Source organism: Stenotrophomonas sp. STEN035, assembly GCF_056759935.1.
Map to the genome: position 1 here is coordinate 26,414 of NZ_JBRRDY010000002.1, position 21,726 is coordinate 48,139.

The window sequence follows — 21,726 nt, forward strand, 5'->3', positions numbered from 1 at the left end:
GGCCGTGGTGTCAGCCACGGGCAATGCCGAGGATACGCTCGGCGATCCTGTCCAAAGGCAATACTTCATCGGCCGCACCCAAGCGCACGGCGCTCCCCGGCATGCCCCAGACGACGGAACTGTCCTCGTCCTGGGCCAAGGTGGCTGCGCCGGCGTGCTTCATTTCCAGCAGGCCGCGTGCACCGTCTTCACCCATGCCGGTCAAGATCACCCCGATGGCATTGGCGCCGGCACTGGCCGCAACCGAACGGAACAACACATCCACCGCAGGCTTGTGCAGGTTGACCGGCACGCCGTCGTCAACCCGGCAGCGCCAGCGGGCACCGTCACGTATCACCCGCAGGTGCTGGCCCCCAGCGGGCAGGTAGGCGTGGCCGGGCAGGATGGCTTCACCGTCGCTGGCTTCACGTACCGACATTGCCGAGTGCCGATTCAGGCGCTCGGCAAACGCGGTGCTGAAGCTGGCCGGCAGGTGCTGGGTCATGACAATGGCTGGGGCATCAGCGGGCATTGTTTCCAGCACCACGCGCAAGGCTTCGGTGCCGCCGGCCGAGGCGCCGATGGCGATCAGGCGGTCGGTGGTACGGAAGCCGAGACTGCTGGCGCCGGCCGGGCGCTGCAGCGGCCGACGCGGACCGCCCGCAATTGCGCGTACCCGCGAGCGGGCAGCCATCTTCACCTTGCTGCGGATTTCCTCCGCATACGCATCCAATCCGCGCGCGACATCAATCTTCGGCTTGGCGACAAAGTCCACCGCGCCCAGGGCCAGCGCCTGCAGTGTGGTATCGGCGCCGCGCTCTGTCAGTGATGACACCATCACCACCGGTAGCGGATGCAGACGCATCAGGTTTTCCAGGAAAGCCAGGCCGTCCATGCGCGGCATTTCCACGTCAAGTGTCAGTACGTCCGGGTTGAGCCGTTTGATCTTTTCGCGTGCGAGCAGTGGGTCGGCAGCGGTGCCGATGACCTCGATTGCGGGGTCGGCGGCCAGGATCTCGGTCAAGATCTGGCGTACCAGCGCCGAGTCGTCGACGATCAGAACCCGGCAGGGGGCGTTCGGCATCATTCGAACAGCTCCACGCCACCACTGACCGGGGTATGCGACAGACGGGCGCGCACGGCGGTTTCGGTGGCCACCACTTCAGCATCATGTGCGTGCGGCAAGCGCTGCACCACGACGCGGCCGGTAATCGGGAAGAACCAGATCTTGCGCGGATGAATGCCGCACAGATCTTCAGCGGCGATCGGGATATGCTCGGCACGCAGGTATTGGCGGACGAACTCGGCGTTGCGGGTGCCGACCGGATTGCTGGTAAATCCCTTGAGCACGTTGGCGCCGCCAAATACTTTGGCTTCCAGGCGCTTGCGATGGGCACCGCGCTTGAGCAGATCGTTGATCAGCAGTTCCATGGCGTAGCTGCCGTAGCGTGCAGGTGCACCGTCACCGATGTTGCCCTCGGGCAGCAGGAAATGATTCATGCCGCCGATGCCGAGGATGGGGTCGCGTATGCAGGCCGCCACGCAGGAACCGAGGATAGTGGTAAGCGCGGTATCGTCGTCTACTACCAGGTACTGGGTGGGCAGTAGCTTGGCGGCAATCGTCTGGAACCGAGTGTCGCGGTAGCGCATCACCTCGTCGGGGGAGTGCTGTGGGTTCTTCATGCGCCATTCCTGCGGCTGCGGCGGTACAAGGTGCGGCCGCACGGCTGGATCAGATCGGCAGCGTGCAGATAGTTTTCGGAATGACCGGTGTAGAGCAGGCTGTCTTCATCCATATGCTGGACCAGTCGCGAGAGGATGCCGCGCTGGGTCGGCTTGTCGAAGTAGATCATCACGTTGCGGCAGAACAGTGCGTCGAATGGTCCGCCTACGTCATAGCGGTTGGACAGCAAGTTGAGCGGGCGGAATTCGATCAGGGCGCGCAAGGCGGGGACTACCCGGCACTTGCCCTCATTGGGGCCGCTGCCGCGCTGGAAATAGCGGCGTTTCATGGCCGGGTCCAAGCCGGCGATGCGGTCCATCGCGTAGACGCCCTGGTTGGCGGTAGCCAGCACCTGGGTGTCGACGTCGGTGGCGACGATGCGCACCGGCGGGGTCATTGATGAGAATGCCTCGCAAGCGGTGATTGCCATGGAATACGGCTCCTCACCGGTCGAGGCCGCACACGACCATAGCTTCAGCGGTGCCTTCGGCGCGCGTGTCTGCAGCTCCTCGCGCAGCTTGTCGAAGTGGTGCGGCTCGCGGAAGAACGAAGTGAGGTTGGTGGTCAGTGCATTGGTGAAGGCCTGCCATTCGTCGCCGCCGTGCTGTTCCAGTTGGTCCAGGTAGTCCTTGAACGAATGCAGGCCGAGGTTGCGTAGACGCCGCGACAGGCGGCCATAGACCATGTCGCGCTTGGCCGGCGCCAACGCGATGCCGGCACGGGCATGGATGAGCTCACAGACCCGACGGAAGTCGCGGTCGTTGAATTCGAAGTCACGCTGGTTGCTGTCCAGATCGATCATGGTGGCAGTCCGCTCAGCTGGCCAGGGCGAGTGCTTGAGGGCGCGTTGCCGGTGCCGGCTGCGCGCTCAGTTGGAATACCGCAACAGCCTGGTCCAGCAGGCTGGCCTGTTCTTCCATTGCGCGGGCAGCGGCGGTTGCTTCCTCAACCAGGGCCGCATTCTGCTGTGTGGTCTCGTCCATCTGCATGACGGTCTGGTTGACCTGTTCGATGCCTGCCGACTGCTCCTGCGATGCGGCGGAAATCTCGGCCATGATGTCGGTGACGCGCTGAACCGAGGTAACTATCTCGCCCATGGTGGTGCCGGCCTGCTGCACCAGCTGCGAGCCTTCGTCCACGCGTTCGACCGAGTCCTCGATCAGTGATTTGATTTCCTTGGCGGCACCGGCGGAGCGCTGCGCAAGGGTGCGGACTTCGGCGGCAACCACCGCAAAGCCGCGACCTTGTTCACCCGCTCGCGCAGCTTCCACCGCGGCGTTCAGTGCCAGGATATTGGTCTGGAAGGCGATGCCATCGATCACGCTGATGATGTCGGCGATGCGGCGTGAGGACTGCTGGATCTGACCCATGGTGGTGACGACTTCTTCGACCACGAGGCCGCCGCGCGAGGCTACCCCGGCGGCACCGATGGCGAGTTGGTTGGCCTGGCGGGCGGACTCCGCGTTCTGGCGGACGGTGGAGGTAAGTTCCTCCATCGACGCGGCGGTTTCTTCAAGATTGGCGGCCTGCATCTCCGTGCGACGCGACAGATCCGCATTGCCGGTAGCGATCTCGCCGGCGGCAAGATTGATGCTGTCGGCCGACTGCTGGATACCGGAGACGATGCCGGCCAGCTGGCTGACGGTGCTGTTGGCGTCTTCACGCATGCTGGCGAATACGCCTTGGGCATCGCCGCTCAGCTTGACGGTGAGGTCACCATCCGCGAGCGCCTGCAATAGACGCGATACCTCGCCAAGGTTGTCGTCGCTGACCTGCATCATGTTGTTCAGCGAACGCACCATTGCATGGAAGTCGTGTTCGAAGCGGTCTTCATCGCCGCGCTGACTGAAGTCGCCGGCAGCTGCCGCGCTGCCCAGACGTTTGATTTCGCTGTTGATGGCGGCGAGGTTGTTCTTGATTGCAGCCATTGTTTCGGTGATGACACGCTTGTCACCCGGCAGCAGCGGCATGTCCTGGCTGAGATCGCCAACCGCATAGCGCTGCGCCAGCGCGATCACCTGCATCTTGACGTCGATGTGGTTGCTGACCAATACGTTGGTTTCTTCCACCATCACCCCGTAGTCGCCGGGGAAGGCGCTGGCGTCGATGCGATAGCGGATCATGCCGGCGTCATGCTGGCGCGCCATCTCCGCCTGTGCGCCAATCACCGCGCGCAGCTGGTCCTGCATGTGCGCCATGCTGCTCAGCAGCTGGCCGGTTTCATCCTTGCTGGGCGCAGCGATGCGGTTGTCCATGCGGCCATTGGCAATGGCAGTGGCCACGGCGGTTGCGCTGCGCAACGGCAGCACGATGCGGTTGCCGATGATCCAGCTCAATGCCAAGACCAGCAGTACCAGCACGCCACCCGCTACCGTCATCACCGCAGTGAACTTCATGGCTTGGGCCTGCAGGTCGTCCATGTACATGCCGCTGGAAACTACCCAGTTCCATGGCGTGTACATGCCCGCATAGGTGAGCTTGCCAACCAAGCCATCCTTGCCCGGCTTGGCCCAGCTATAAGCGACATAGCCGCCGCCCTTGCGCGCAGCTTCAACCTGGTCGTAGTAGAGGCGTACGCCGTCCTGGTCACGGAAATCCTTCATGTCCTTGCCGACCAGGTCTGCGCGGAACGGGTGCATCAACAGCACGTACTTGTTGCTGTAGATGTTGAAATAGTTGACGTCGCCGTCGGAGCGCATCTTCTGCAGCGCGGCCATCGCGTACTTCTGTGCGTCTTCCAGCGGCATAGCACCGGTTTCCGCTTCCTTGGCGTAATGATCCAGAACGCCGTAGCTCATTTCCACCTGGGCGCGAAGCGCGTCCTTGCGGGTTTCGTACAAGTCCAGGTACTGCATGCGCGCCGCGATGACCGACAGGGCGATGACGCCGATGACGATCAGCGCGGTCAGCAGGTTCAGCTTGCGCCTGACCGAAATGTTGGAAATGTAGTTGTTCCAGAGCGAAGCGATATTCATCGAATCTTCCGCCAACCTTGCGGTATCGGCGCTGCGTGAGGGGATAACGGTTTATCGGCCGGAAGTGGCACGAGTTGAGAGGCAAGGCGTGAGCGGCTGGCAGAAGCAGTTGATCCGTTCACGTATGCGAAGAAGGGTGAGAGGTTGCTGTGTCACTTGCTTGTGGGAGCGGCGTCAGCCGCGAAGCTGGCAGTGCTTGAGGTGCCGAGGTAGGTCCCCTTATGGCGTGTCAGCTTCGCGGCTTACGCCGCTCCCACAAGAGCAAAAAAAAATCCGATGCCAGGGACTGGCATCGGATTCTGAGTGACTCAGTTGCCCGGGTTGGCGGCGTTGCCGTCAAAGCCGAGTAGCCTGCTGATTAGAACTCCTGCCAGTCCGAGTCGGCCAGCTCAGCTACTGCGGTCCGTGCGGCGGTACGACGACGCGGTGCGGGTGCCGGAGCCTGGCTGGCAGGGCGGGGCGCCGGTTCACGCGAGGACTTGGGGCTGGCGGTCTCGATGGCGCCTTCTTCCAGTTGGAATACCGACACTACGTTGGCAAGCTGCGCTGCCTGCTCTTCCATCGAGCGGGCGGAGGCAGTGGCTTCTTCCACCAGTGCAGCATTCTGCTGGGTGGTTTCGTCCATCTGCACGATGGTCTGGTTGACCTGCTCGATGCCGGCAGACTGTTCCTGCGATGCAGCGGAGATCTCAGCCATGATGTCGGTGACGCGCTGCACCGAGGCGACGATCTCGCCCATGGTGGTGCCGGCCTTGCGGACCAGCGCCGAGCCATCGGCAACCTTGCCGACCGAGTCGTCGATCAGGCCCTTGATCTCCTTGGCCGCGCCAGCCGAGCGCTGTGCCAGCGTACGCACTTCCGAGGCGACCACGGCAAAGCCGCGACCCTGTTCGCCGGCACGGGCGGCTTCCACCGCTGCATTCAAGGCCAGGATATTGGTCTGGAAGGCGATACCGTCGATTACAGAGATGATCTCGGCGATCTTGCGCGAGGACTGTTCGATCTGGGTCATGGTGGTGACCACCTGGCTGACCACGTCACCGCCCTGCGAAGCCACCGAGGCGGCGCCGATGGCGAGCTGGTTGGCTTGGCGTGCCGATTCTGCATTCTGGCGCACGGTGGAGGTCAGCTCCTCCATTGAGGCCGCGGTCTCTTCGAGATTGGCAGCCTGCTGTTCGGTGCGGCGTGACAGGTCGTTGTTGCCGGCAGCGATCTCGGTGGCCGAGGAGTTGATCGACACCGAGGACTGCTTGATGCGGCCAACGATGCCGGTCAGCTGCTCAGCGGTGGCGTTGGCATCGTCACGCATGGTGGCGAACACGCCTTGGTAATCGCCGTGCATACGCACGGTCAGGTCGCCGCGGGACAGGCCCGAAAGCAGGGCAGAGATCTGCTCCAGGCTGCTGGCATTGGCGTCGAGCAGGCCGTTGATCTGGCTGGCCAGCTGCAGGAAGAAGCCATCCTTGTCGGCCGTGCCGATGCGTCCGCTGAGGTCGCCAGCTGCGGCGGCTTCGATGATGCGTGCCACTTCCTTCTCAACCTGGGCTTCGGTGCTGCGATCGCGCCATTCGACAACATGGCCAACCCGTACATTGTTGTCGTCGCGGATGACTGAGATGGTCTGCGCGAACTCAGCGTCGCCAAAGCGCATTTCGCGCTTGAAGACGCCGGTCTTGTCCAATGCTTCCAGAACCTTGCCGTCCACTTCGCCGCGATATTCAAGCACGGTTACCGGCTGGCCGATCAACGGCTTGCTTGCGTCGAACTGGCTGAGCGCGCCGCTGATCTGCTCGTGATGCTCGGTGAGCTTGTCGAGCAAGGCACGGTTGGCGTAAACGATCTCAAGATCGTTGTTGGTCAGGAACACGCCAGTGGACGAGTAATCCAGTGCGGTGCGGATGCGCAGGTTCTCGTTGGCGATGACCTGGTCGCGTTCGATACGCTCACGCAGGTCGCGCTGCATGCGTTGCATGGCACGCAACAGGTCGCCTACCTCGTCGGCGCGGGACAGGTCGATGGTGCCGTCCAACTTGCCACTCGCAACTTCATTGGCCACGTCCACGGCGCCACGCATTGCGTTGACCAGCGAGCGGGCGAACAGCCAGATCAGTGCAAGGCCGGCAGCGCCGCCGACCAGCACCGCGATGATGATCAGCAGGGCTGACGCGCGATAGGTTTCAGCAGCCTGTTTGGCAGCCGCCTGAGCGCGGGTATTGTCGTTTGCAGCAAGCGCCTGCAGGGCTGCATAAGCTTTGCGGTGCAGGTTGCGGGTTTCGCCAACGAAGGTGTCGATGGCGTCATCCGGCAGGTCCAGCGCCAGCATCTCACTGACTGCGTCGTAGGAAGCCGCCGTCTTGCCCCAGTCGGCGACAAACGTGTCGAAGAGCTTCTTCTGTTCCGGGCTGTCGATCAGCTTTGGATACGCGGCGATGGTGGTATCGATCTGCATGCGCAGCTCGGTTGCGCGTGATTTTGCGTCGGCTTTTACGTCATCGCTGGCGCGGATCAAACTCTGATAGGACGCGTTGCGGTACTCGCTGACCATACCGCTCAACTCACCAGTGGTACGGAGGCTGGGGGTACGTTTCTCAGCGAGGTCGGTGGTGGCGTTGTTCAGTGAGTGCAGGCCGCGATACGCGACGACGCCCTGCAACAACATGACGAACAGCACGACGCCGAAAGTCAGCATCAGCTTAGGCTTCAGTTTCAGCGAGTTGATCCACTGCATCTTGCGCGATCTCCGGGAACAGGCCCCGCCATGTCATATGCGCGGGGTGGCACGCCGACTGAGCCGGCGTGACGAAAGGCGGATTACTTGATGTTTGCCAGCTTCAGGTTGGCCGGCGACGCCACTTCGATCTCGGCGCGCGATGCATCGCGCTGGATCTTGCCGATCACGCAGACGGTCTTGCCTTCCAGGGTTTCCAGCGGGAAGCCAAACTTGCCACGGTTGCTGCCGGCGATACGTGCCGAGAAGGTGTGACGCGGGAACATGCCGCCCATGTGCAGGAAGGTCGGCTGGCCTTCGGAGCCTTCGGCGTAACGGGCTTTTTCGACCTTGCCGCAGACCATGCCGTCCTTGCCAGCGAAACGCGCGGCGCTTTCCGGCGGGATCATCTCGGCATCGGCAACGGCGTCGAACGCGACGGTTGCCAGTACGGTGGCAGCAAACAGCGGAAGTACATGCTTGTACATCGGAAACTCCGGGAAGGGATAGAGGGCCGGTCGGGGAGGACAGGCATGCAATGGCTATCGGCCTCTAGAAGCCGCGCTTGAATTGCATGCATGAAACTGTGATCGGCTTCGCGAAACTGCCGTTTAGGCTGCTTCTTCGGCGACACTCGGCTGACCGAGATCGGCGGTGTCGAGCAGGGTTTCGATATCCAGCAGGATCAACATGCGATCGTCCTGGGTGCCGATGCCGGAAATGAAGCGGGTGTCGACCGCAGCGCCGAACTCCGGGGTCGGGCGGATCTGCTCGGCGTTGAGCGGAATCACATCGGAAACGCTGTCCACGACGATGCCGACAACGCGGTCTTCGACGTTGAGCACGATCATCACGGTGAAGGCGTCATAGCGGGCCTCGTCCAGGCGCAGCTTCAGGCGCAGGTCGATGACCGGCACGATGGTGCCGCGCAGGTTGATCACACCCTTGATGTAGTCGGGCGCATCCGGCACGCGGGTGACTGCATCGTAGCCGCGGATTTCCTGCACCTTGAGGATATCCACGCCGTAATGTTCGTTGCCGAGGGTGAAGCTGAGGTACTCGCCACCGGTGGTGTTGGTGGACGTGCTGCGGGAGTCATTCATGGCGGATCCTGGTCCTGGCGGGCTGCCGTGGCGATGCGGCTGATGCACCGGTATCGGCGTTGCGACGGGGGACTTTAGGTGGCCGGCAGGGAAAGCTCGGGTGCGATTGGGTGCTGGGTCGAAAATGTGCGCACCATCATGTTTGAAGGTGCCATTTTTTCATTCAGCCAACGGTGGACGGCGTCGGTCTGACCTGTGGGATGCAGCTGGTGATACTGGCCGGCTGAGGTTTCGATTTGGATTCAGCTTGGGGCTTGGCTCTGGCTTGGCTCCGGCTTTGCCCTGGCTTGGCTTCAGGCTTGGCTCCGGCTCCGGCTCCGGCTTGGCCTTGGGCTTTTGTCTTTGCCACTAAGCCGTCATTCCCGCGTAGGCGGGAATCGCTCTTAGCCTCTGGCTTCTGGCTCTCAGCTCTGGTTCTAGTTCTGGCTTTGATTTTCACCTTCGCTCCTTGCCGTTGTTCGCTCGCTTGGGCGGCATTGACGGCTTGGCAGCAGAGGCGATAGTCGGGACGAATTGGATAGCAAAAGCAACTGCTGGAGCAGATGCAGGAGCCGAAGCGATTCCCGCCTGCGCGGGAATGACGGCTTAATAGCAACGACCAAACCCCAACCCCCAAACCTGCCCGGTCTCCAGCTCAATCGCCGTTGCTACGCGCCTTGCGCAAACGGTCAATGCGGAAGATGTAGCGCTGGATGCTGTTGTCCGCACCGCGCGGCAGGTCGTCGAAACGCAGGCCGATGCGGGTCATCTCCGTGCCATTGGGTTGCTTTTGCTGGCGCAGGTTGCAGACCACCAGCGAGGTCGAGATCGGGGCGCTTTCGGGGATATCCAACACGCAGCTGTAGCGGCTCTGAAGCTTGAGCAGGCTCTGATCCGGTGGCAGCAGCAGTGCTATGCCGCCGGCGCTGATATCCAGTACCCGCCAGCGAGTGGCTTCCCCACCATCCGGGTCCGGCAGTACGCAGTAAGGCGAATCGCCAACCGGGGTTTCCAACCGGTAAAACTCGCGCCGTTGCAGGTGATAAACCTCCTCGGGCAGCGGTACCTCGAAGGCAACATGGCCGTCACGGTCGATGCGGCGCTGGCCTTCCAGCTGGAAGCGGACCGTGACCTTGTCGACCTGGCCAAAGCACAGCAGGTTGCTGGCGGTCTCTACCGTACGATTGATCGAGGGTACCGGGCTGGCATCCAGCACCAGCCCACGCATGTCCACGTCCAGCACCGCCGATGGGAAGGCCTGGTCGCGGCCATCCGGGTGCACGTTGATCATTGAGCGCTGATCAATCATGGCCTGCAGCAGATGCCGCACCTGATGCGCACTGCGCACCATGTATCGGTCGTCGGCATACAGGTTGCCGGCGTGCGGGGAAGGCGTCGGTGCGGGCGATTCTTGGTCGGGCATGGACACGGTTGCGATGAGGTCGAAGATCAGTGCAGCGCAGGTGAAGGCGCTACAAACTGTGATAACGGCCGCCTTTTTAACATCTTTAGTTGGATTGTTACGAGTGTCAGTATTCAGCGGCAGATTTGCCGACAGGCTGGGGAGTCAATTCATCCATTCATCGGCGGCAAGGTCGGAAGTAATGGAAATGACTTTTTCATCAGCTTGACGGCAGCTGAACATTCCATTTCATCTTTGCGAGATACATGTGATTTTTCGATGAAATGTGATTTTCATCACGGTTTTGGTGGTGATGATCCGTAAGGATCTGCAACTTCTTCCACCGCAGTACCCTCAAAAGAAGGGAACAGCAGATGAGCAGGGAAGCAGCAGATCAGTTCGATCAGTTGGGTGCGCTCTACGAGGACATGGCAACGTGGCCCTTCCGCAAATACATCGAGACGCCAAGCGTGTTTGCTGCGTTGGGCGCGTTGGAAGGCTTGGATGTACTGGAGTTCGGCTGCGGTAGCGGCTACTACTCGCGGTTGCTGAAGCGTGCTGGTGCGCGCAAGGTGGTCGGCTACGATCTTGCCGAAGGAATGCTCGACTACGCACGACGTTGCGCGCAGCGCGATGGCTTGGACATCAATTTCCGCTCCACATTGGATGCCGCCAGCCAGGGTGCGTTCGATGTGGTGTTGGCGGTCTACGTGCTGCCTTATGCAACCACGCTGGCCGAGCTCGATCAGATGGCTGCACAGATGATGGCACCGCTGCGCGCTGGAGGGCGATTGATCGCCCTGCCTATCCATCCGCATTACGCGCCAGCGCCCAGTTACTACGAAGACTGCGGTTTCACGTTGACGCCTGACGACAGCGCGCAGCCGTATCACGAAGGCGGGCGCCTGCGCCTGGGTCTGCGCTATCGCCAGTACGATGCCAGCGTGCATGCCTGGTACTGGTCGCAACAGGCAATTGAGGCTGCATTACGCAAGGCAGGCGCGGACGCGATCCAATGGTCCAATCCCAGGCTTACCGAAAAGCACGACTTGCCTGAGGTGCCGCCGGCACTGCAGGCGTATGTGGATGAGCCACATGCAGCAATCATCGAGTGTCGCAAGCGCTAGCTGCGATCGCCGATAGGTAGCGTTTCCCGGCGACGGCGGAGTCGCCGTCAATGAACCATCTCTTCGTTCCTGCCCCGGCTTGATACCCAGGGTGCTGGGCGATCCTGAGGGTCAGGCAATGTCCATTGAAGTGGAGGTCCGGCTTTCCATCGATGCGGTGGATGAGGCCGAGTACCGTGAGTTCCATCAGGCAAGTCAGGCTTCTTTTTTTTACGATTGGCGCTTCCTGTGCGCGGCGGAGCGCTCGCCTTTGCTGGCGATAAAAGGCGCGTTCTACTTGTTGGCCCGCGTCGAAGGGCGCCTGGTTGGGTTCCTGCCGACCTACCTGCAAACCGTGCAGACGGTCGACCCATTCGGGTTGCTGGCTCGGACTGCCGGAATCGAAAGCGACCGCGGGCAGATCGCGTTGTTCAGTCATGTCATGCATTGTTTCGACAGCGAGGTCATCACGGTGCCTGGTGCCGCCGTCGAGCAAGCGCTGTTGGGTGCGTTGAAAGCGCTGGCTGCCTCTGTGGACGCGCAATACGTCGGGGTCCTGAATGTGGCACGCGACCAGGCCCGGCAGCAGCTGGCAGAGCACGGCCTGGAAGTACGCTATCTGGTCGACAGATACTTCATGGACATGACCCGCTTCGACGATTTCGACGCAGTGGTGAAAGCCCTGCCCAAGGACGGGCGCTATGAGATGACCCGGCAGCTACGCAAATTTGCGGCCGCCGATGCGGAAATCAAGTTCCTCGCCCCGCCGTTCGACCAGCGCCTGGAGCAGCTGACTGAACTGTGCCAACAGACCACCGCGCGCAATGGAACCCCGCAATACTTCCCGGCACAGGCGCTGGCGCGATTCGTACGCACCTGCGCTGGTTTGGTGCGGCTGGTACTGATTGAGGACAAAGGCGTGGTGGTGGGCGGACTGATCTGCTTCGTTGATGGCCCGTTGATGTGTATCTGGTCTGCGGGCATGCGCTATGACCTGACTACTTACAGCCCCTACACCGTCAGTTTCGCGTATGCCTACAAATGGGCATTGGCTGCCGGCGTACGCACCATCGAAGCAGGGCGCTTGAACGCGCGCATCAAGACTCGTCTGGGGCTACTGCCCCTGCCGTTGTACTCGGCGACCAGCACCGTGGCCGCTTGACCCTCGATCTATCTGGCCTATCCAAGGGAACTGACATGGACCCGCTGCACCCGAAGATTCTTCCTGACGACTTCCGTGCCTTCTCGCAAACGCTGGAGGGCAAGGTCAGGTCGCGCCATCATGCCGAGTACGCCAGCTGGTACTACAGCACAGCGTGGAACAAACGTGATTTCGAACGCTACCCCGAATACATCGTGCGTGCTGCGTCCATCGACGATGTAATCAAGAGCATCAACTTCGCGCGCCCGCATAGATTGCGGGTGGCAATGAAAGGCTCCGGGCACAGCTATGCAGGCAGCTTCTTCCATCGCGGAGGTCTGTTGCTGGACCTGTCGCTGCTCAACGCAATCGAAGTTCATGCGGAGCAGCAGATGGTGACGGTTGGGCCTGGAGTGACCAGCGCCCAGCTATCGCACGCCTTGGCCCCACACGGGCTGGCGTTTCCGACGGGCCACGGAGGTAAAGTTGGGCTTGCCGGTTTCCTGCTGGGTGGCGGGCTGGGCATCAACTGTGATGCCTGGGGTGGGATGAGTACTTTCAACATCCGCGCTTTGGATGTGATAACCGCCGATGGTCAGCTACTGCACGTCAGCGAGACCGAGAATCCCGAGCTGCTGTGGGCGGCACGCGGTGGCGGCCCTTGCTTGTTCTTCGTGGTGGTTCGTTTCCATCTGAAAGTCTGGCCCGCACCGAAAGCGATGCTGTCACGCGGCTATCCGGTGGAGGCAGCAAACCTGAAGCATCTGTTGATGGCGCTGGGCGGTCGTAGCGATGACCCTCGGGTGCAGATCATGCTGGTACTTGGTGGCGCTGCGGGCGTGCCTGTGGCATTGAGTGCCAGCGTGTTCTGCGAAGACAGTGCCCAGGCCATTGCGTTGCACGAGGCGCTGCGCGCGGACATAGATCCTTGGGTAGGTGAATTCGCCGAACAGGTGCTGGACAGCTTCGATCCGATCTATCGACAGACCGAGCAGGCCATGGTGAGCAAGCGCTACCGTGCCGACAACATCATGACCGACGCGATAGAAGAGGCGGCCGATGCGCTGCTATCCGGAATGCGGGCCCGCCCGTCGGCAGCCACGTTTTCCCTGGTGATTCTGCGGCCAGAGCATGCGTTCTGCGACGCGGCGTATTCATTGCGCGGGCGGTTGTCGGTCTCAACCTACGCGCAATGGAACGATGAGGATGAGGACGAACTTAATCGGGATTGGCTGCACAGTGTCTATGACCAGTTGGCGACGGTGGCGACGGGTAGTTACATCAATGAGTTCGATCTTGAGTCCCGCTCGGATGATGTGGCGAGTTGCTATTCCGCCGATATCTGGCGACGCCTGCAGCAGCTGCGCCTGCGTTATGACGCGAAAGGCATTTTCCCGGGCGTATCGGTATTGGGCGCGGATGTGGCCGAGCGCGAGCACGCAGGCAGTTAGGGTTTCAGCTCTCTCTTGCTTGTTGGAGAGGGGATTGGGCATTTGCTGGTAAGGCGCCTGCCGGGGATGGCTCGGCAATCCGCTTAAGCCCTCTCCCGCTTGCGGGAGAGAGGCTGGGAAATTCGCTGGTAAGGCTCCTGCCGAGCATGGCTCGGCACTACGCTTCAGCTCCTCTCCCGCTTGCGGGAGAGAGGCTGGGAAATTCGCTGGTAAGGCTCCTGCCGAGCATGGCTCGGCACTACGCTTCAGCCCCTCTCCCGCTTGCGGGAGAGGGGTTGGGGTGAGGGGAGGCTCTTGCTCAGGGGCAGCCAGCAGGACGAAGAGGACCCAGTCGCCAACATTGTGGAGTTAGAACTCCTGCCAATCATCCGTACTGGCGACCGGCGCGCGACTGGTCGACTTCGGAATTGCCCGCAATGCGGGGCGACCACGCGGTGGTGCAGCCCCCGGGCTGGCAGCAACTTTCGCCAGCGATGCACTTACGGAGCCCGCCAGACGGAACTGCGCCACCGCATCCGTGAGCTGATGTGCCTGGTCTTCCATCGAGCGTGCGGCGGCGGTGGCTTCTTCCACCAATGCGGCGTTCTGCTGGGTGGTCTCATCCATCTGCATGACGGTCTGGTTGACCTGGTCGATGCCGGTGGACTGCTCCTGCGAGGCGGAGGAGATGTCGGCCATGATGGTGGTGACACGCTGTACCGAGGCAACGATCTCGTCCATGGTGTTGCCGGCGTTGCGTACAAGTTGCGATCCTTCGGCGACCTTGTCGACCGAGGTGTCGATCAAGCCCTTGATCTCCTTGGCCGCCGCCGCCGAGCGCTGCGCCAGCGTGCGCACTTCCGACGCCACCACCGCAAAGCCACGGCCCTGATCGCCGGCGCGTGCCGCTTCCACCGCAGCATTGAGCGCCAGGATGTTGGTCTGGAAGGCGATGCCATCGATGACGCTGATGATGTCGGCGATCTTTTTCGACGAGGCCTCGATCGCGCTCATGGTGGTCACCACTTGCCCGACTACGTTGCCGCCCTGCGCGGCAACCTCGGCCGCGCCACGTGCCAGCTGATCGGCCTGGCGTGCGTGCTCGGCATTCTGGCGCACGGTGGAAGTAAGCTCCTCCATGGATGCGGCGGTTTCTTCCAGATTGGCCGCCTGCTGCTCGGTTCGCCGCGACAGATCGTCGTTGCCGGTGGCGATTTCGCTGGCTGACAAGCTGATGCTGCCGCTGGCCGATTGGATACGCGAGACGATGCCGGTCAACTGGTCGATGGTGGCATTGCCATCGTCACGCATGCGCGCGAATACCCCGCGGAAATCACCTTCCATGCGCTGGGTCAGGTCGCCCTGGGCAACCGCCTGCAGCAGCTGCGAGAGGTGGCCGAGATTGTCCTCGGTGGTTTCCATCAACGAATTGACGCCACCGACCATGTCGCGGAAGTCGTGCTCGAACTGATCGGCATTGCCACGCTGGCTGAAGTCACCGGCCGCGGCCGCATGGGCAAGGCGCTTGATCTCATTGTTGATTGCCGAAAGGCTGGCCTTGGTGCTGTCCATGGCTTGGGTAATGGCGGCCTTCTCGCCAGGCAGACGGTCCATGTCCACCGACAGATCACCGCGGGCGTAGTGACGCATGACTTCAACCACGCGCATCTTGACCCCGATGTGCTGGGCAACCAGGGTGTTGACCTCGCGCACCATCCGCCCGTACTCGCCGGGAAATCGGGATTCGTCGATGCGGAAGCTGATGGCGCCCTGGTCGTGCTCACGCGCCATCTCGATCTGCGCGCCGATCACGGTCTTCAACTGGTTCTGCACGCGCTGCATCGAGGCGAGCAGGGCGCCAACTTCGTCCTTGCGGCTGCCGTCGATGGTGCTGTCCAAGCGGCCATTGGCGACATCGTCCGCGGCGCGTAGTGCGTCGTTCACCGGGCGCACTATGGCGCGCACGATCACCACGCCCAGGGCGACGGACAACAGGCCAAGCAGCAGCATGCAGACGATGATGGCGGTGGTGCTGCGTGTCTGCGCAGCCTTGGCTGCTGCGACTTCCTTGTCCAGTACAGAGGCAACGTGACCGCTGAGTTTCTCGACCGCGTCAAACAGGTCGCGGCGGCTGACGCGTGATTGATCGTTGGATATGGTCTGGGCCAGTTCGAATTGCCCCTCGGTGATGGCCTTCTCCATCAAGGCGTGCGCACTGAAGTAGGCTTCCAAGGTCTTGCCCAGTTCGGCGTAGAGCGCCTGCTGGCTGCTGTCGGCGGGCAGCGCTTCGTATTGCTTGCGGTGCTCGGCCAGCTTTTGTCGCTGTTCGATGATGCGCTGGTTGTATTCGGCCACGAAGGCTGGCTCGTTCAGATGGGAAAGCTGGGACAACTCGGCGATGCGGATCTCGGCCAGGTCCGCGCGCATCCGCTCCAGATACTGCACGGCCGGCATGTAGCGGGCGCTGACCTGGTCGAGCTGGGCGGTGGCCTGGTGCAGGCGCTGTACGGCAAAGCCGCCCATGGCGAGGGTGGTCAGCGTGGTCAGTGTGAAAGCAACTGCGAGTTTTCTGGCGATGCTGAGGTTGCGAAAGAACTCCATCTCTGACTCTCCGGATCGACTGCAGATTTGGGGCGCTGCGCAGGTCGCTTTCCAACCGTCTTTCGCACAGCGTAGTGTCCACGCCGCAAGCCTATGCGGGCGTTGTCATAGCCGATAACGGCGTTACCTGACTGTGCTGTAGGGGCCTATCTGTCCGGAATTCTGAAGAATTCAGCACAATTGTTCACGCGACTATCACGTCGCTTATCTGTTCAAAGACATCATGAAAAATTGGTGACGGCGCCGAAGTGCGGAATGTGTGGCCATTCACTATTTCACATCATTTCATCGACTCTCTTACGATCAATCGCGACGCCTGGTTTGAGCGCTTTTTTTTGTCCCGCGTACTGAAGGAAACAAAAAAGCCCCCGGCACTGGGTGACGGGGGCTTTCAGTCGGCTTGGTCGGCTCAGAACTCCTGCCAGTCTCCGTCATCCAGTTTCCGCACCGCCTGTCCACCACGTGCGCTGCTTGCGACCTGACGCAGACGCGGTTGCGGGTGCTGCACGACGGCAGCGGACGGCGCATTGCCTGTGGGCTTGCTGTTGTTGTGGGCGGCGATTCGGAATACCGCAACGGCCTCGGTCAGCTGGTTGGCCTGGTCTTCCATCGAACGTGCGGCGGCGGTGGCTTCTTCCACCAGAGCGGCGTTCTGCTGGGTTGTTTCGTCCATCTGCATCACGGTCTGGTTGACCTGGTCGATGCCGGCGCTCTGTTCCTGCGAGGCGGCCGAGATCTCGGCCATGATGTCGGTCACGCGCTGCACCGAGGTGACGATCTCGTCCATGGTGGTACCGGCCTGCTGCACCAGTGCCGAGCCTTCGCCGACCTTGCCAACCGAGTCGTCGATCAGGCCCTTGATCTCCTTGGCCGCAGCGGCTGAGCGCTGGGCGAGGGTGCGTACTTCGGAGGCGACCACGGCGAAGCCTCGACCCTGCTCACCGGCACGTGCAGCTTCCACGGCGGCGTTCAGCGCCAGGATATTGGTCTGGAAGGCGATGCCATCGATGACGCTGATGATGTCGCCGATCTTCTTCGAGGAGGCTTCAATCGCGCTCATCGTGGTGACGACTTGACCGACCACGGTGCCGCCCTGGCTGGCGACGCCATGCGCGCCGATGGCGAGCTGGTTGGCCTGGCGCGCGTGCTCGGCGTTCTGGCGCACGGTGGAGGTCAGCTCCTCCATCGAGGCCGCGGTTTCTTCCAGATTGGCAGCCTGCTGCTCGGTGCGGCGCGACAGGTCGCTGTTGCCGGTGGCGATTTCGCTGGAGGCCAGGTTGATGCTGGAGGCAGCGTGCTGGATGCGGCCGATGATATCGGTCAGCTGAGCAACGGTAGCGTTGGCGTCGTCACGCATATTGGCGAACACGCCGTGGAAATCACCCTGCATCTTCGCGGTAAGGTCGCCGCGGGCGATGGCCTGCAGCAGCTGGGACAGTTCGGACAGGTTGCCGTCGGTGGTTTCCATCAACTGGTTGAGGCTGCTGACCATGTCGCGGAAATCATGCTGGTAGGCATTGGCGTCGCCGCGCACCGAGAAGTCGCCCTGTGCCGCGGCACCGGCCAGACGTTTGATCTCGCTGTTGATCGCCGACAGGCTGGCTTTGACCGCATCCACGGTCTCGGTGATGACTGCCTTCTCGCCGGGCAGGCGTTCGATATCGACGGAAAGATCGCCGTTGGCATAGCGCTTGATGATCTCCAGTGCCGACAGCAGCATCTGGATGTGCGAGGCGACAAGCGCGTTGCTTTCCTTGACCATCACCCCGTAGTCGCCGGGGAATGCTGCCTCATCCATGCGGTGACTGATCACACCCCCGTCATGCTGTTTGGCCATCTCGCGTTGCGCGCCTATCACTGACTGCAGCTGCGACTGCATGCGCTGCATCGACGTGAGCAGTGCACCCAGCTCATCGTCACGCTGCACGCTGACGGCATTGTCGAGCTTGCCGGCGGCGATGTTGTCGGACAGCTTGACCGCTTCGTTCAGCGGTTTGAAGACGAACCTGCGCAGCAGCAGGAACAGCGCGCCGCACAGCAGCAGGGCGGCAGCAATTCCGACCACGATGATGGTCCACAGCAGGGCACGTGCCTGCTGCATCAGCAGGGCGCGAGGTACCACTACGCCGAAGGCAAAGGTCTGTCCGGCGTCGCCTATCTTCAGTGGTACATAAGTTTCCACCATGTCCTGGTCGAGGGCGTCGTCATGGTGCTGCTCGAAGCTGATCTTGCCGTTGGCGGTGTTGGCCAGCATCGCGCGGGTGTCTGCGTCATCGGCCTTGCTACCGACCTTGGCTGGATCACGATCAGCGATGATGGTGCCTGCTGGCGACAGCAGGCGCACATAGCCTTCCTGCATCGGGCGCATTTTGGACAGGCGGTCCTGCAGCGATTGCAGGGCGAAATCCACCGTCACCACGCCCAGGAACTGGCCGTCCTGCACGATAGGCGTCGCCAGCGTGGTCATCAGGATCTTCTTGCCGCCGATCTCGTAGCTATAGGGCTCCAGCACGGAGGGCTTCTTGGTGGCGGCCGGCTGGAGGTACCAGTCGCCGTCACCAGGTACGTCGTAGCCGCGCAGCGGTTCCTGCACCGGGGCGCCGTCCTGCCAGGCCCAATAGCTCATGAAGCGACCGCTGGCGTCATGGCCGTCGGCATCGATATGGTTGGCATCGTCGCCGTCGAAGGCCTGTGGCTCCCACAATGTGCCGACGCCCACCCACTGCGGATTGTTCAAGGCTTGGGAATGCAGCACCTGCGCAGCGCTCAAGCGGCTGAAGCCGCCTTGCTGGCGCAGTGCCAGGAAGCTGCGGGACAGCGTGTCGTTGGCTTCGAAGCCGCGGCCCAGTTCGCTGGAGATGCGCTGGGCTTCGAGCTGGGCCATGTTCTCAAGGCTGACCCGCGACGCCGACAGCAATGCGTCGCTGCTGCGCAGGTAGATGAACAGTGCGGTGAGGCCAAATGCGAAGGTCGCGACCAATGCCGTTCCCAGCATCAAGCGCATTGCAATACTGCGGGTTAGGAAACTTGCGGGCAAAGACATGGGTTACTGCTGGCCTGGAATGTAAGGGGTTTGTCAGTACATCGGCATCTACAGGTGTAGCTGGAGCGTTTTCTTGCTCTGAATTGACGACGCCCCTATTCAGGGGCGTCGTTTGTTGGTGGACAGCTGGCGATCAGAATTCCTGCCAATCGCCGTCGTTGTCGATGCGTACCGCGGCATTGCCACGCTGCGCCGGGGTGACTGCACGCAGGCGACGCGTAGGTGCGGGTGCTGCAGGAGCAAACGCAGCCTTGGTCTGTTGCGGCTGGGCGACAACTGCCTGTACGGCGTCGGTGCGGAACACCGCCACAGCCTCGCTCAGCTGGTTGGCCTGGTCTTCCATCGAGCGTGCGGCGGCGGTGGCTTCTTCCACCAGCGCGGCGTTCTGCTGGGTGGTCTCATCCATCTGCATCACGGTCTGGTTGACCTGGTCGATGCCGGCGCTCTGTTCCTGCGAGGCCGCCGAGATCTCGGCCATGATGTCGGTCACTCGCTGCACCGAGGTGACGATCTCGTCCATGGTGGCGCCGGCCTGCTGCACCAGCGCCGAACCTTCGCCGACCTTGCCAACCGAGTCGTCGATCAGGCCCTTGATTTCCTTGGCGGCAGCGGCGGAGCGCTGGGCGAGGGTGCGTACTTCCGAGGCGACCACCGCGAAGCCTCGACCCTGCTCACCGGCACGCGCCGCTTCCACGGCGGCGTTCAGCGCCAGGATATTGGTCTGGAAGGCGATGCCGTCGATGACGCTGATGATGTCGCCGATCTTCTTCGAGGAGGCTTCAATCGCGCTCATGGTGGTGACGACCTGACCGACCACGGTGCCGCCCTGGCTGGCGACCCCATGCGCGCCGATGGCGAGCTGATTGGCCTGGCGCGCGTGTTCGGCGTTCTGGCGTACGGTGGAAGTCAGTTCCTCCATCGAGGCAGCGGTTTCTTCCAGGTTGGCCGCCTGCTGCTCGGTACGACGCGACAGATCGCTGTTACCTGTGGCGATCTCGGTCGCGGCCAGGTTGATGCTGGAGGCGGCGTGCTGGATTCGCCCAATGATGCTGGTGAGCTGCTCGACGGTGGCGTTGGCATCGTCACGCATATCGGCAAACACGCCGTGGAAGTCGCCCTGCATCTTTGCGGTCAAGTCGCCGCGAGCGATGGCCTGCAACAGCTGTGACAGCTCGGACAGATTGCCGTCGGTGGTTTCCATCAGCTGGTTTAGGCTGCTGACCATGTCGCGGAAATCGTGCTGGTAGGCATTGGCATCGCCGCGCACCGAGAAGTCGCCTTGGGCGGCAGCACCGGCCAGGCGTTTGATTTCACTGTTGATCGCCGACAGGCTGGCCTTGACCGCATCAACCGTCTCGGTGATGACGGCCTTCTCGCCAGGCAGGCGTTCGATATCGACGGACAGGTCGCCGTTTGCATAGCGCTTGATGATTTCGAGAGCCGACTGCAGCATCTGGATGTGCGAGGCGACCAGCGTGTTGCTTCCCTTGACCATCACCCCGTAGTCGCCGGGGAAGGCGGTCTCGTCCATGCGGTAGCTGATGGTGCCAGCATCATGCTGCTGGGCCATCTGGCGCTGGGCACCAATCACCGCTTGCAGCTGCGACTGCATGCGCTGCATGGACTGCAGCAGCATGCCTACCTCATCGCGCCGCGAGGCATCGATGCGGCGGTCGAGCTTGCCGGCGGCGACATCGTCGGCAACACGGACTGCATCGGCAAGCGGCACCGTGATGGCGCGGATGATCGCCAAACCAAGTGCGCCAGCCAGCAGCAGCGCCAGGGCAAGCCCGATCAGGATTGCAGCGACCGAGCGGTCGTGTGCCTGCTGGGACTCTGCAGTCTGCTTGCTGAGCTGATCCTGGTTGTACTGCGACAGCTGCTTGAGCTGGTCGAACAGGGCGCGGCGCAGTTTGCGTGAGTCGTCACTGGAAATGCTGCTGGCGGTGACGAAGTCATCGGCAGCGATGGCCGCAGCGATACGATCATGGGCTTCGAAGTAGCCGGCACGCAGCTCCTTCATTTTGTTGTACAGGGCCAGCTCATCGGTGCTGTAACCGGCTTCGATGTCGTCGTAAGCCTTCTCCGCCGCTTCAATCAGCTTGCGGGTATCGGCCATGCGCTTGTCATAGTCGGCCAGCTGTGCGGCATCGCCCTGGTAGCCAAGCTGGGCCTGCTCGAACGTGCGGAACTCGCCGAGCTGGGCGCGCATTTCGCCGAGTTGCTGGACGGCCGGCATCCAGTTGTTGTTGACCTGCTCGATCTGGGCATCGGCCACGTTCATGCGCCACACCGCAAACAGTGCGAGCAGCAAGGTGAGCAGGCCGGTGCTGCAGAACGCAAGCACCAGCTTTCGGGTGATCGAGAGGTTCTGGAACCACTTCATTGCAGGCATCTCCGTAGACGGGCATAGGGGCTATCCACAGGTCCGGCGCTCCTGGGGAGTGTCATGAGTGGTGCAGGCCGCGACGGAGGCCCCAGGTTGGTTGACAACCTGATTGCATTGCGATGCGGTATCGGCACGCCTGCGATGTTCT

At 62.1% G+C, this 21,726-nt stretch carries 14 protein-coding genes; 3 read left to right on the plus strand and 11 right to left on the minus strand.

Translation table 11 applies throughout. The features are described 5' to 3' along the window. Positions 1 to 10 precede the first annotated feature (10 nt). The 8 genes from ACVOLL_RS01185 to ACVOLL_RS01220 form a co-directional block, all read right to left on the minus strand. Complete coding sequence (locus ACVOLL_RS01185) at positions 11 to 1,066, minus strand: protein-glutamate methylesterase/protein-glutamine glutaminase (protein WP_481511198.1); 1,056 nt, start codon at positions 1,064 to 1,066, stop codon at positions 11 to 13. Then, positions 1,063 to 1,662 (minus strand): chemoreceptor glutamine deamidase CheD, encoded by a 600-nt coding sequence (gene cheD / locus ACVOLL_RS01190; RefSeq protein WP_481511199.1) that lies wholly within the window; start codon positions 1,660 to 1,662, stop codon positions 1,063 to 1,065. The genes ACVOLL_RS01185 and cheD overlap by 4 nt, the downstream gene beginning before the upstream one ends. Then, positions 1,659 to 2,504 carry a CheR family methyltransferase gene (locus tag ACVOLL_RS01195; protein ID WP_481511200.1) on the minus strand — a complete coding sequence of 282 codons (846 nt, stop codon included), beginning with the start codon at positions 2,502 to 2,504 and terminating at the stop codon, positions 1,659 to 1,661. The genes cheD and ACVOLL_RS01195 overlap by 4 nt, the downstream gene beginning before the upstream one ends. A gap of 13 nt (positions 2,505 to 2,517) precedes the next feature. Continuing rightward, positions 2,518 to 4,677 (minus strand): methyl-accepting chemotaxis protein, encoded by a 2,160-nt coding sequence (locus ACVOLL_RS01200; protein WP_481511201.1) that lies wholly within the window; start codon positions 4,675 to 4,677, stop codon positions 2,518 to 2,520. A gap of 358 nt (positions 4,678 to 5,035) precedes the next feature. Then, on the minus strand, positions 5,036 to 7,405 hold the full coding sequence (locus ACVOLL_RS01205; protein ID WP_481511202.1) for a methyl-accepting chemotaxis protein: 2,370 nt from the start codon (positions 7,403 to 7,405) through the stop codon (positions 5,036 to 5,038). An 83-nt stretch (positions 7,406 to 7,488) separates the two neighbouring features. Next, the gene (locus ACVOLL_RS01210) at positions 7,489 to 7,872 is read right to left on the minus strand and encodes a hypothetical protein (protein ID WP_481511203.1); all 384 of its coding nucleotides are present in this window, start codon (positions 7,870 to 7,872) and stop codon (positions 7,489 to 7,491) included. A 123-nt stretch (positions 7,873 to 7,995) separates the two neighbouring features. Further along, complete coding sequence (locus ACVOLL_RS01215; RefSeq protein WP_481511204.1) at positions 7,996 to 8,487, minus strand: chemotaxis protein CheW; 492 nt, start codon at positions 8,485 to 8,487, stop codon at positions 7,996 to 7,998. 634 nt (positions 8,488 to 9,121) lie between these two features. After that, positions 9,122 to 9,889, minus strand: coding sequence for a flagellar brake protein (locus ACVOLL_RS01220; protein WP_481511205.1), 768 nt, complete (start codon positions 9,887 to 9,889; stop codon positions 9,122 to 9,124). 353 nt (positions 9,890 to 10,242) lie between these two features. Here ACVOLL_RS01220 and ACVOLL_RS01225 point away from each other — a divergent pair, with 353 nt between their 5' ends. From ACVOLL_RS01225 to ACVOLL_RS01235, 3 genes are all read left to right on the plus strand, one after another. Continuing rightward, positions 10,243 to 10,995 carry a class I SAM-dependent methyltransferase gene (locus tag ACVOLL_RS01225; protein ID WP_481511206.1) on the plus strand — a complete coding sequence of 251 codons (753 nt, stop codon included), beginning with the start codon at positions 10,243 to 10,245 and terminating at the stop codon, positions 10,993 to 10,995. Between the two features lie 118 nt (positions 10,996 to 11,113). Next, entirely contained in the window at positions 11,114 to 12,136 is a 1,023-nt protein-coding gene (locus ACVOLL_RS01230; RefSeq protein ID WP_481511207.1) for a GNAT family N-acetyltransferase, read from the plus strand. Positions 12,137 to 12,171: 35 nt separating this feature from the next. Next, positions 12,172 to 13,566 (plus strand): FAD-binding oxidoreductase, encoded by a 1,395-nt coding sequence (locus ACVOLL_RS01235; protein ID WP_481511208.1) that lies wholly within the window; start codon positions 12,172 to 12,174, stop codon positions 13,564 to 13,566. A gap of 348 nt (positions 13,567 to 13,914) precedes the next feature. On the opposite strand, the gene ACVOLL_RS01240 is transcribed toward ACVOLL_RS01235, so the two are convergent. The 3 genes from ACVOLL_RS01240 to ACVOLL_RS01250 form a co-directional block, all read right to left on the minus strand. Further along, complete coding sequence (locus ACVOLL_RS01240; RefSeq protein WP_481511209.1) at positions 13,915 to 16,146, minus strand: methyl-accepting chemotaxis protein; 2,232 nt, start codon at positions 16,144 to 16,146, stop codon at positions 13,915 to 13,917. Between the two features lie 409 nt (positions 16,147 to 16,555). Beyond that, positions 16,556 to 19,189: a methyl-accepting chemotaxis protein gene (locus tag ACVOLL_RS01245; RefSeq protein WP_481511210.1), complete on the minus strand. Its 2,634-nt coding sequence runs from the start codon at positions 19,187 to 19,189 to the stop codon at positions 16,556 to 16,558. Positions 19,190 to 19,322: 133 nt separating this feature from the next. Continuing rightward, a complete protein-coding gene (locus tag ACVOLL_RS01250; RefSeq protein ID WP_481511211.1) occupies positions 19,323 to 21,575 on the minus strand; it encodes a methyl-accepting chemotaxis protein in 2,253 nt (750 codons plus the stop codon). Positions 21,576 to 21,726 lie beyond the last annotated feature (151 nt).

What these genes read in the sequence shown, in the direction of transcription:
- ACVOLL_RS01185 (WP_481511198.1), bottom strand. Translation starts at nt 1,066, where the DNA reads ATGATGCCGAACGCCCCCTGCCGGGTTCTGATCGTCGACGACTCGGCG.
- cheD (WP_481511199.1), bottom strand. Translation starts at nt 1,662, where the DNA reads ATGAAGAACCCACAGCACTCCCCCGACGAGGTGATGCGCTACCGCGAC.
- ACVOLL_RS01195 (WP_481511200.1), bottom strand. Translation starts at nt 2,504, where the DNA reads ATGATCGATCTGGACAGCAACCAGCGTGACTTCGAATTCAACGACCGC.
- ACVOLL_RS01200 (WP_481511201.1), bottom strand. Translation starts at nt 4,677, where the DNA reads ATGAATATCGCTTCGCTCTGGAACAACTACATTTCCAACATTTCGGTC.
- ACVOLL_RS01205 (WP_481511202.1), bottom strand. Translation starts at nt 7,405, where the DNA reads ATGCAGTGGATCAACTCGCTGAAACTGAAGCCTAAGCTGATGCTGACT.
- ACVOLL_RS01210 (WP_481511203.1), bottom strand. Translation starts at nt 7,872, where the DNA reads ATGTACAAGCATGTACTTCCGCTGTTTGCTGCCACCGTACTGGCAACC.
- ACVOLL_RS01215 (WP_481511204.1), bottom strand. Translation starts at nt 8,487, where the DNA reads ATGAATGACTCCCGCAGCACGTCCACCAACACCACCGGTGGCGAGTAC.
- ACVOLL_RS01220 (WP_481511205.1), bottom strand. Translation starts at nt 9,889, where the DNA reads ATGCCCGACCAAGAATCGCCCGCACCGACGCCTTCCCCGCACGCCGGC.
- ACVOLL_RS01225 (WP_481511206.1), top strand. Translation starts at nt 10,243, where the DNA reads ATGAGCAGGGAAGCAGCAGATCAGTTCGATCAGTTGGGTGCGCTCTAC.
- ACVOLL_RS01230 (WP_481511207.1), top strand. Translation starts at nt 11,114, where the DNA reads ATGTCCATTGAAGTGGAGGTCCGGCTTTCCATCGATGCGGTGGATGAG.
- ACVOLL_RS01235 (WP_481511208.1), top strand. Translation starts at nt 12,172, where the DNA reads ATGGACCCGCTGCACCCGAAGATTCTTCCTGACGACTTCCGTGCCTTC.
- ACVOLL_RS01240 (WP_481511209.1), bottom strand. Translation starts at nt 16,146, where the DNA reads ATGGAGTTCTTTCGCAACCTCAGCATCGCCAGAAAACTCGCAGTTGCT.
- ACVOLL_RS01245 (WP_481511210.1), bottom strand. Translation starts at nt 19,189, where the DNA reads ATGTCTTTGCCCGCAAGTTTCCTAACCCGCAGTATTGCAATGCGCTTG.
- ACVOLL_RS01250 (WP_481511211.1), bottom strand. Translation starts at nt 21,575, where the DNA reads ATGAAGTGGTTCCAGAACCTCTCGATCACCCGAAAGCTGGTGCTTGCG.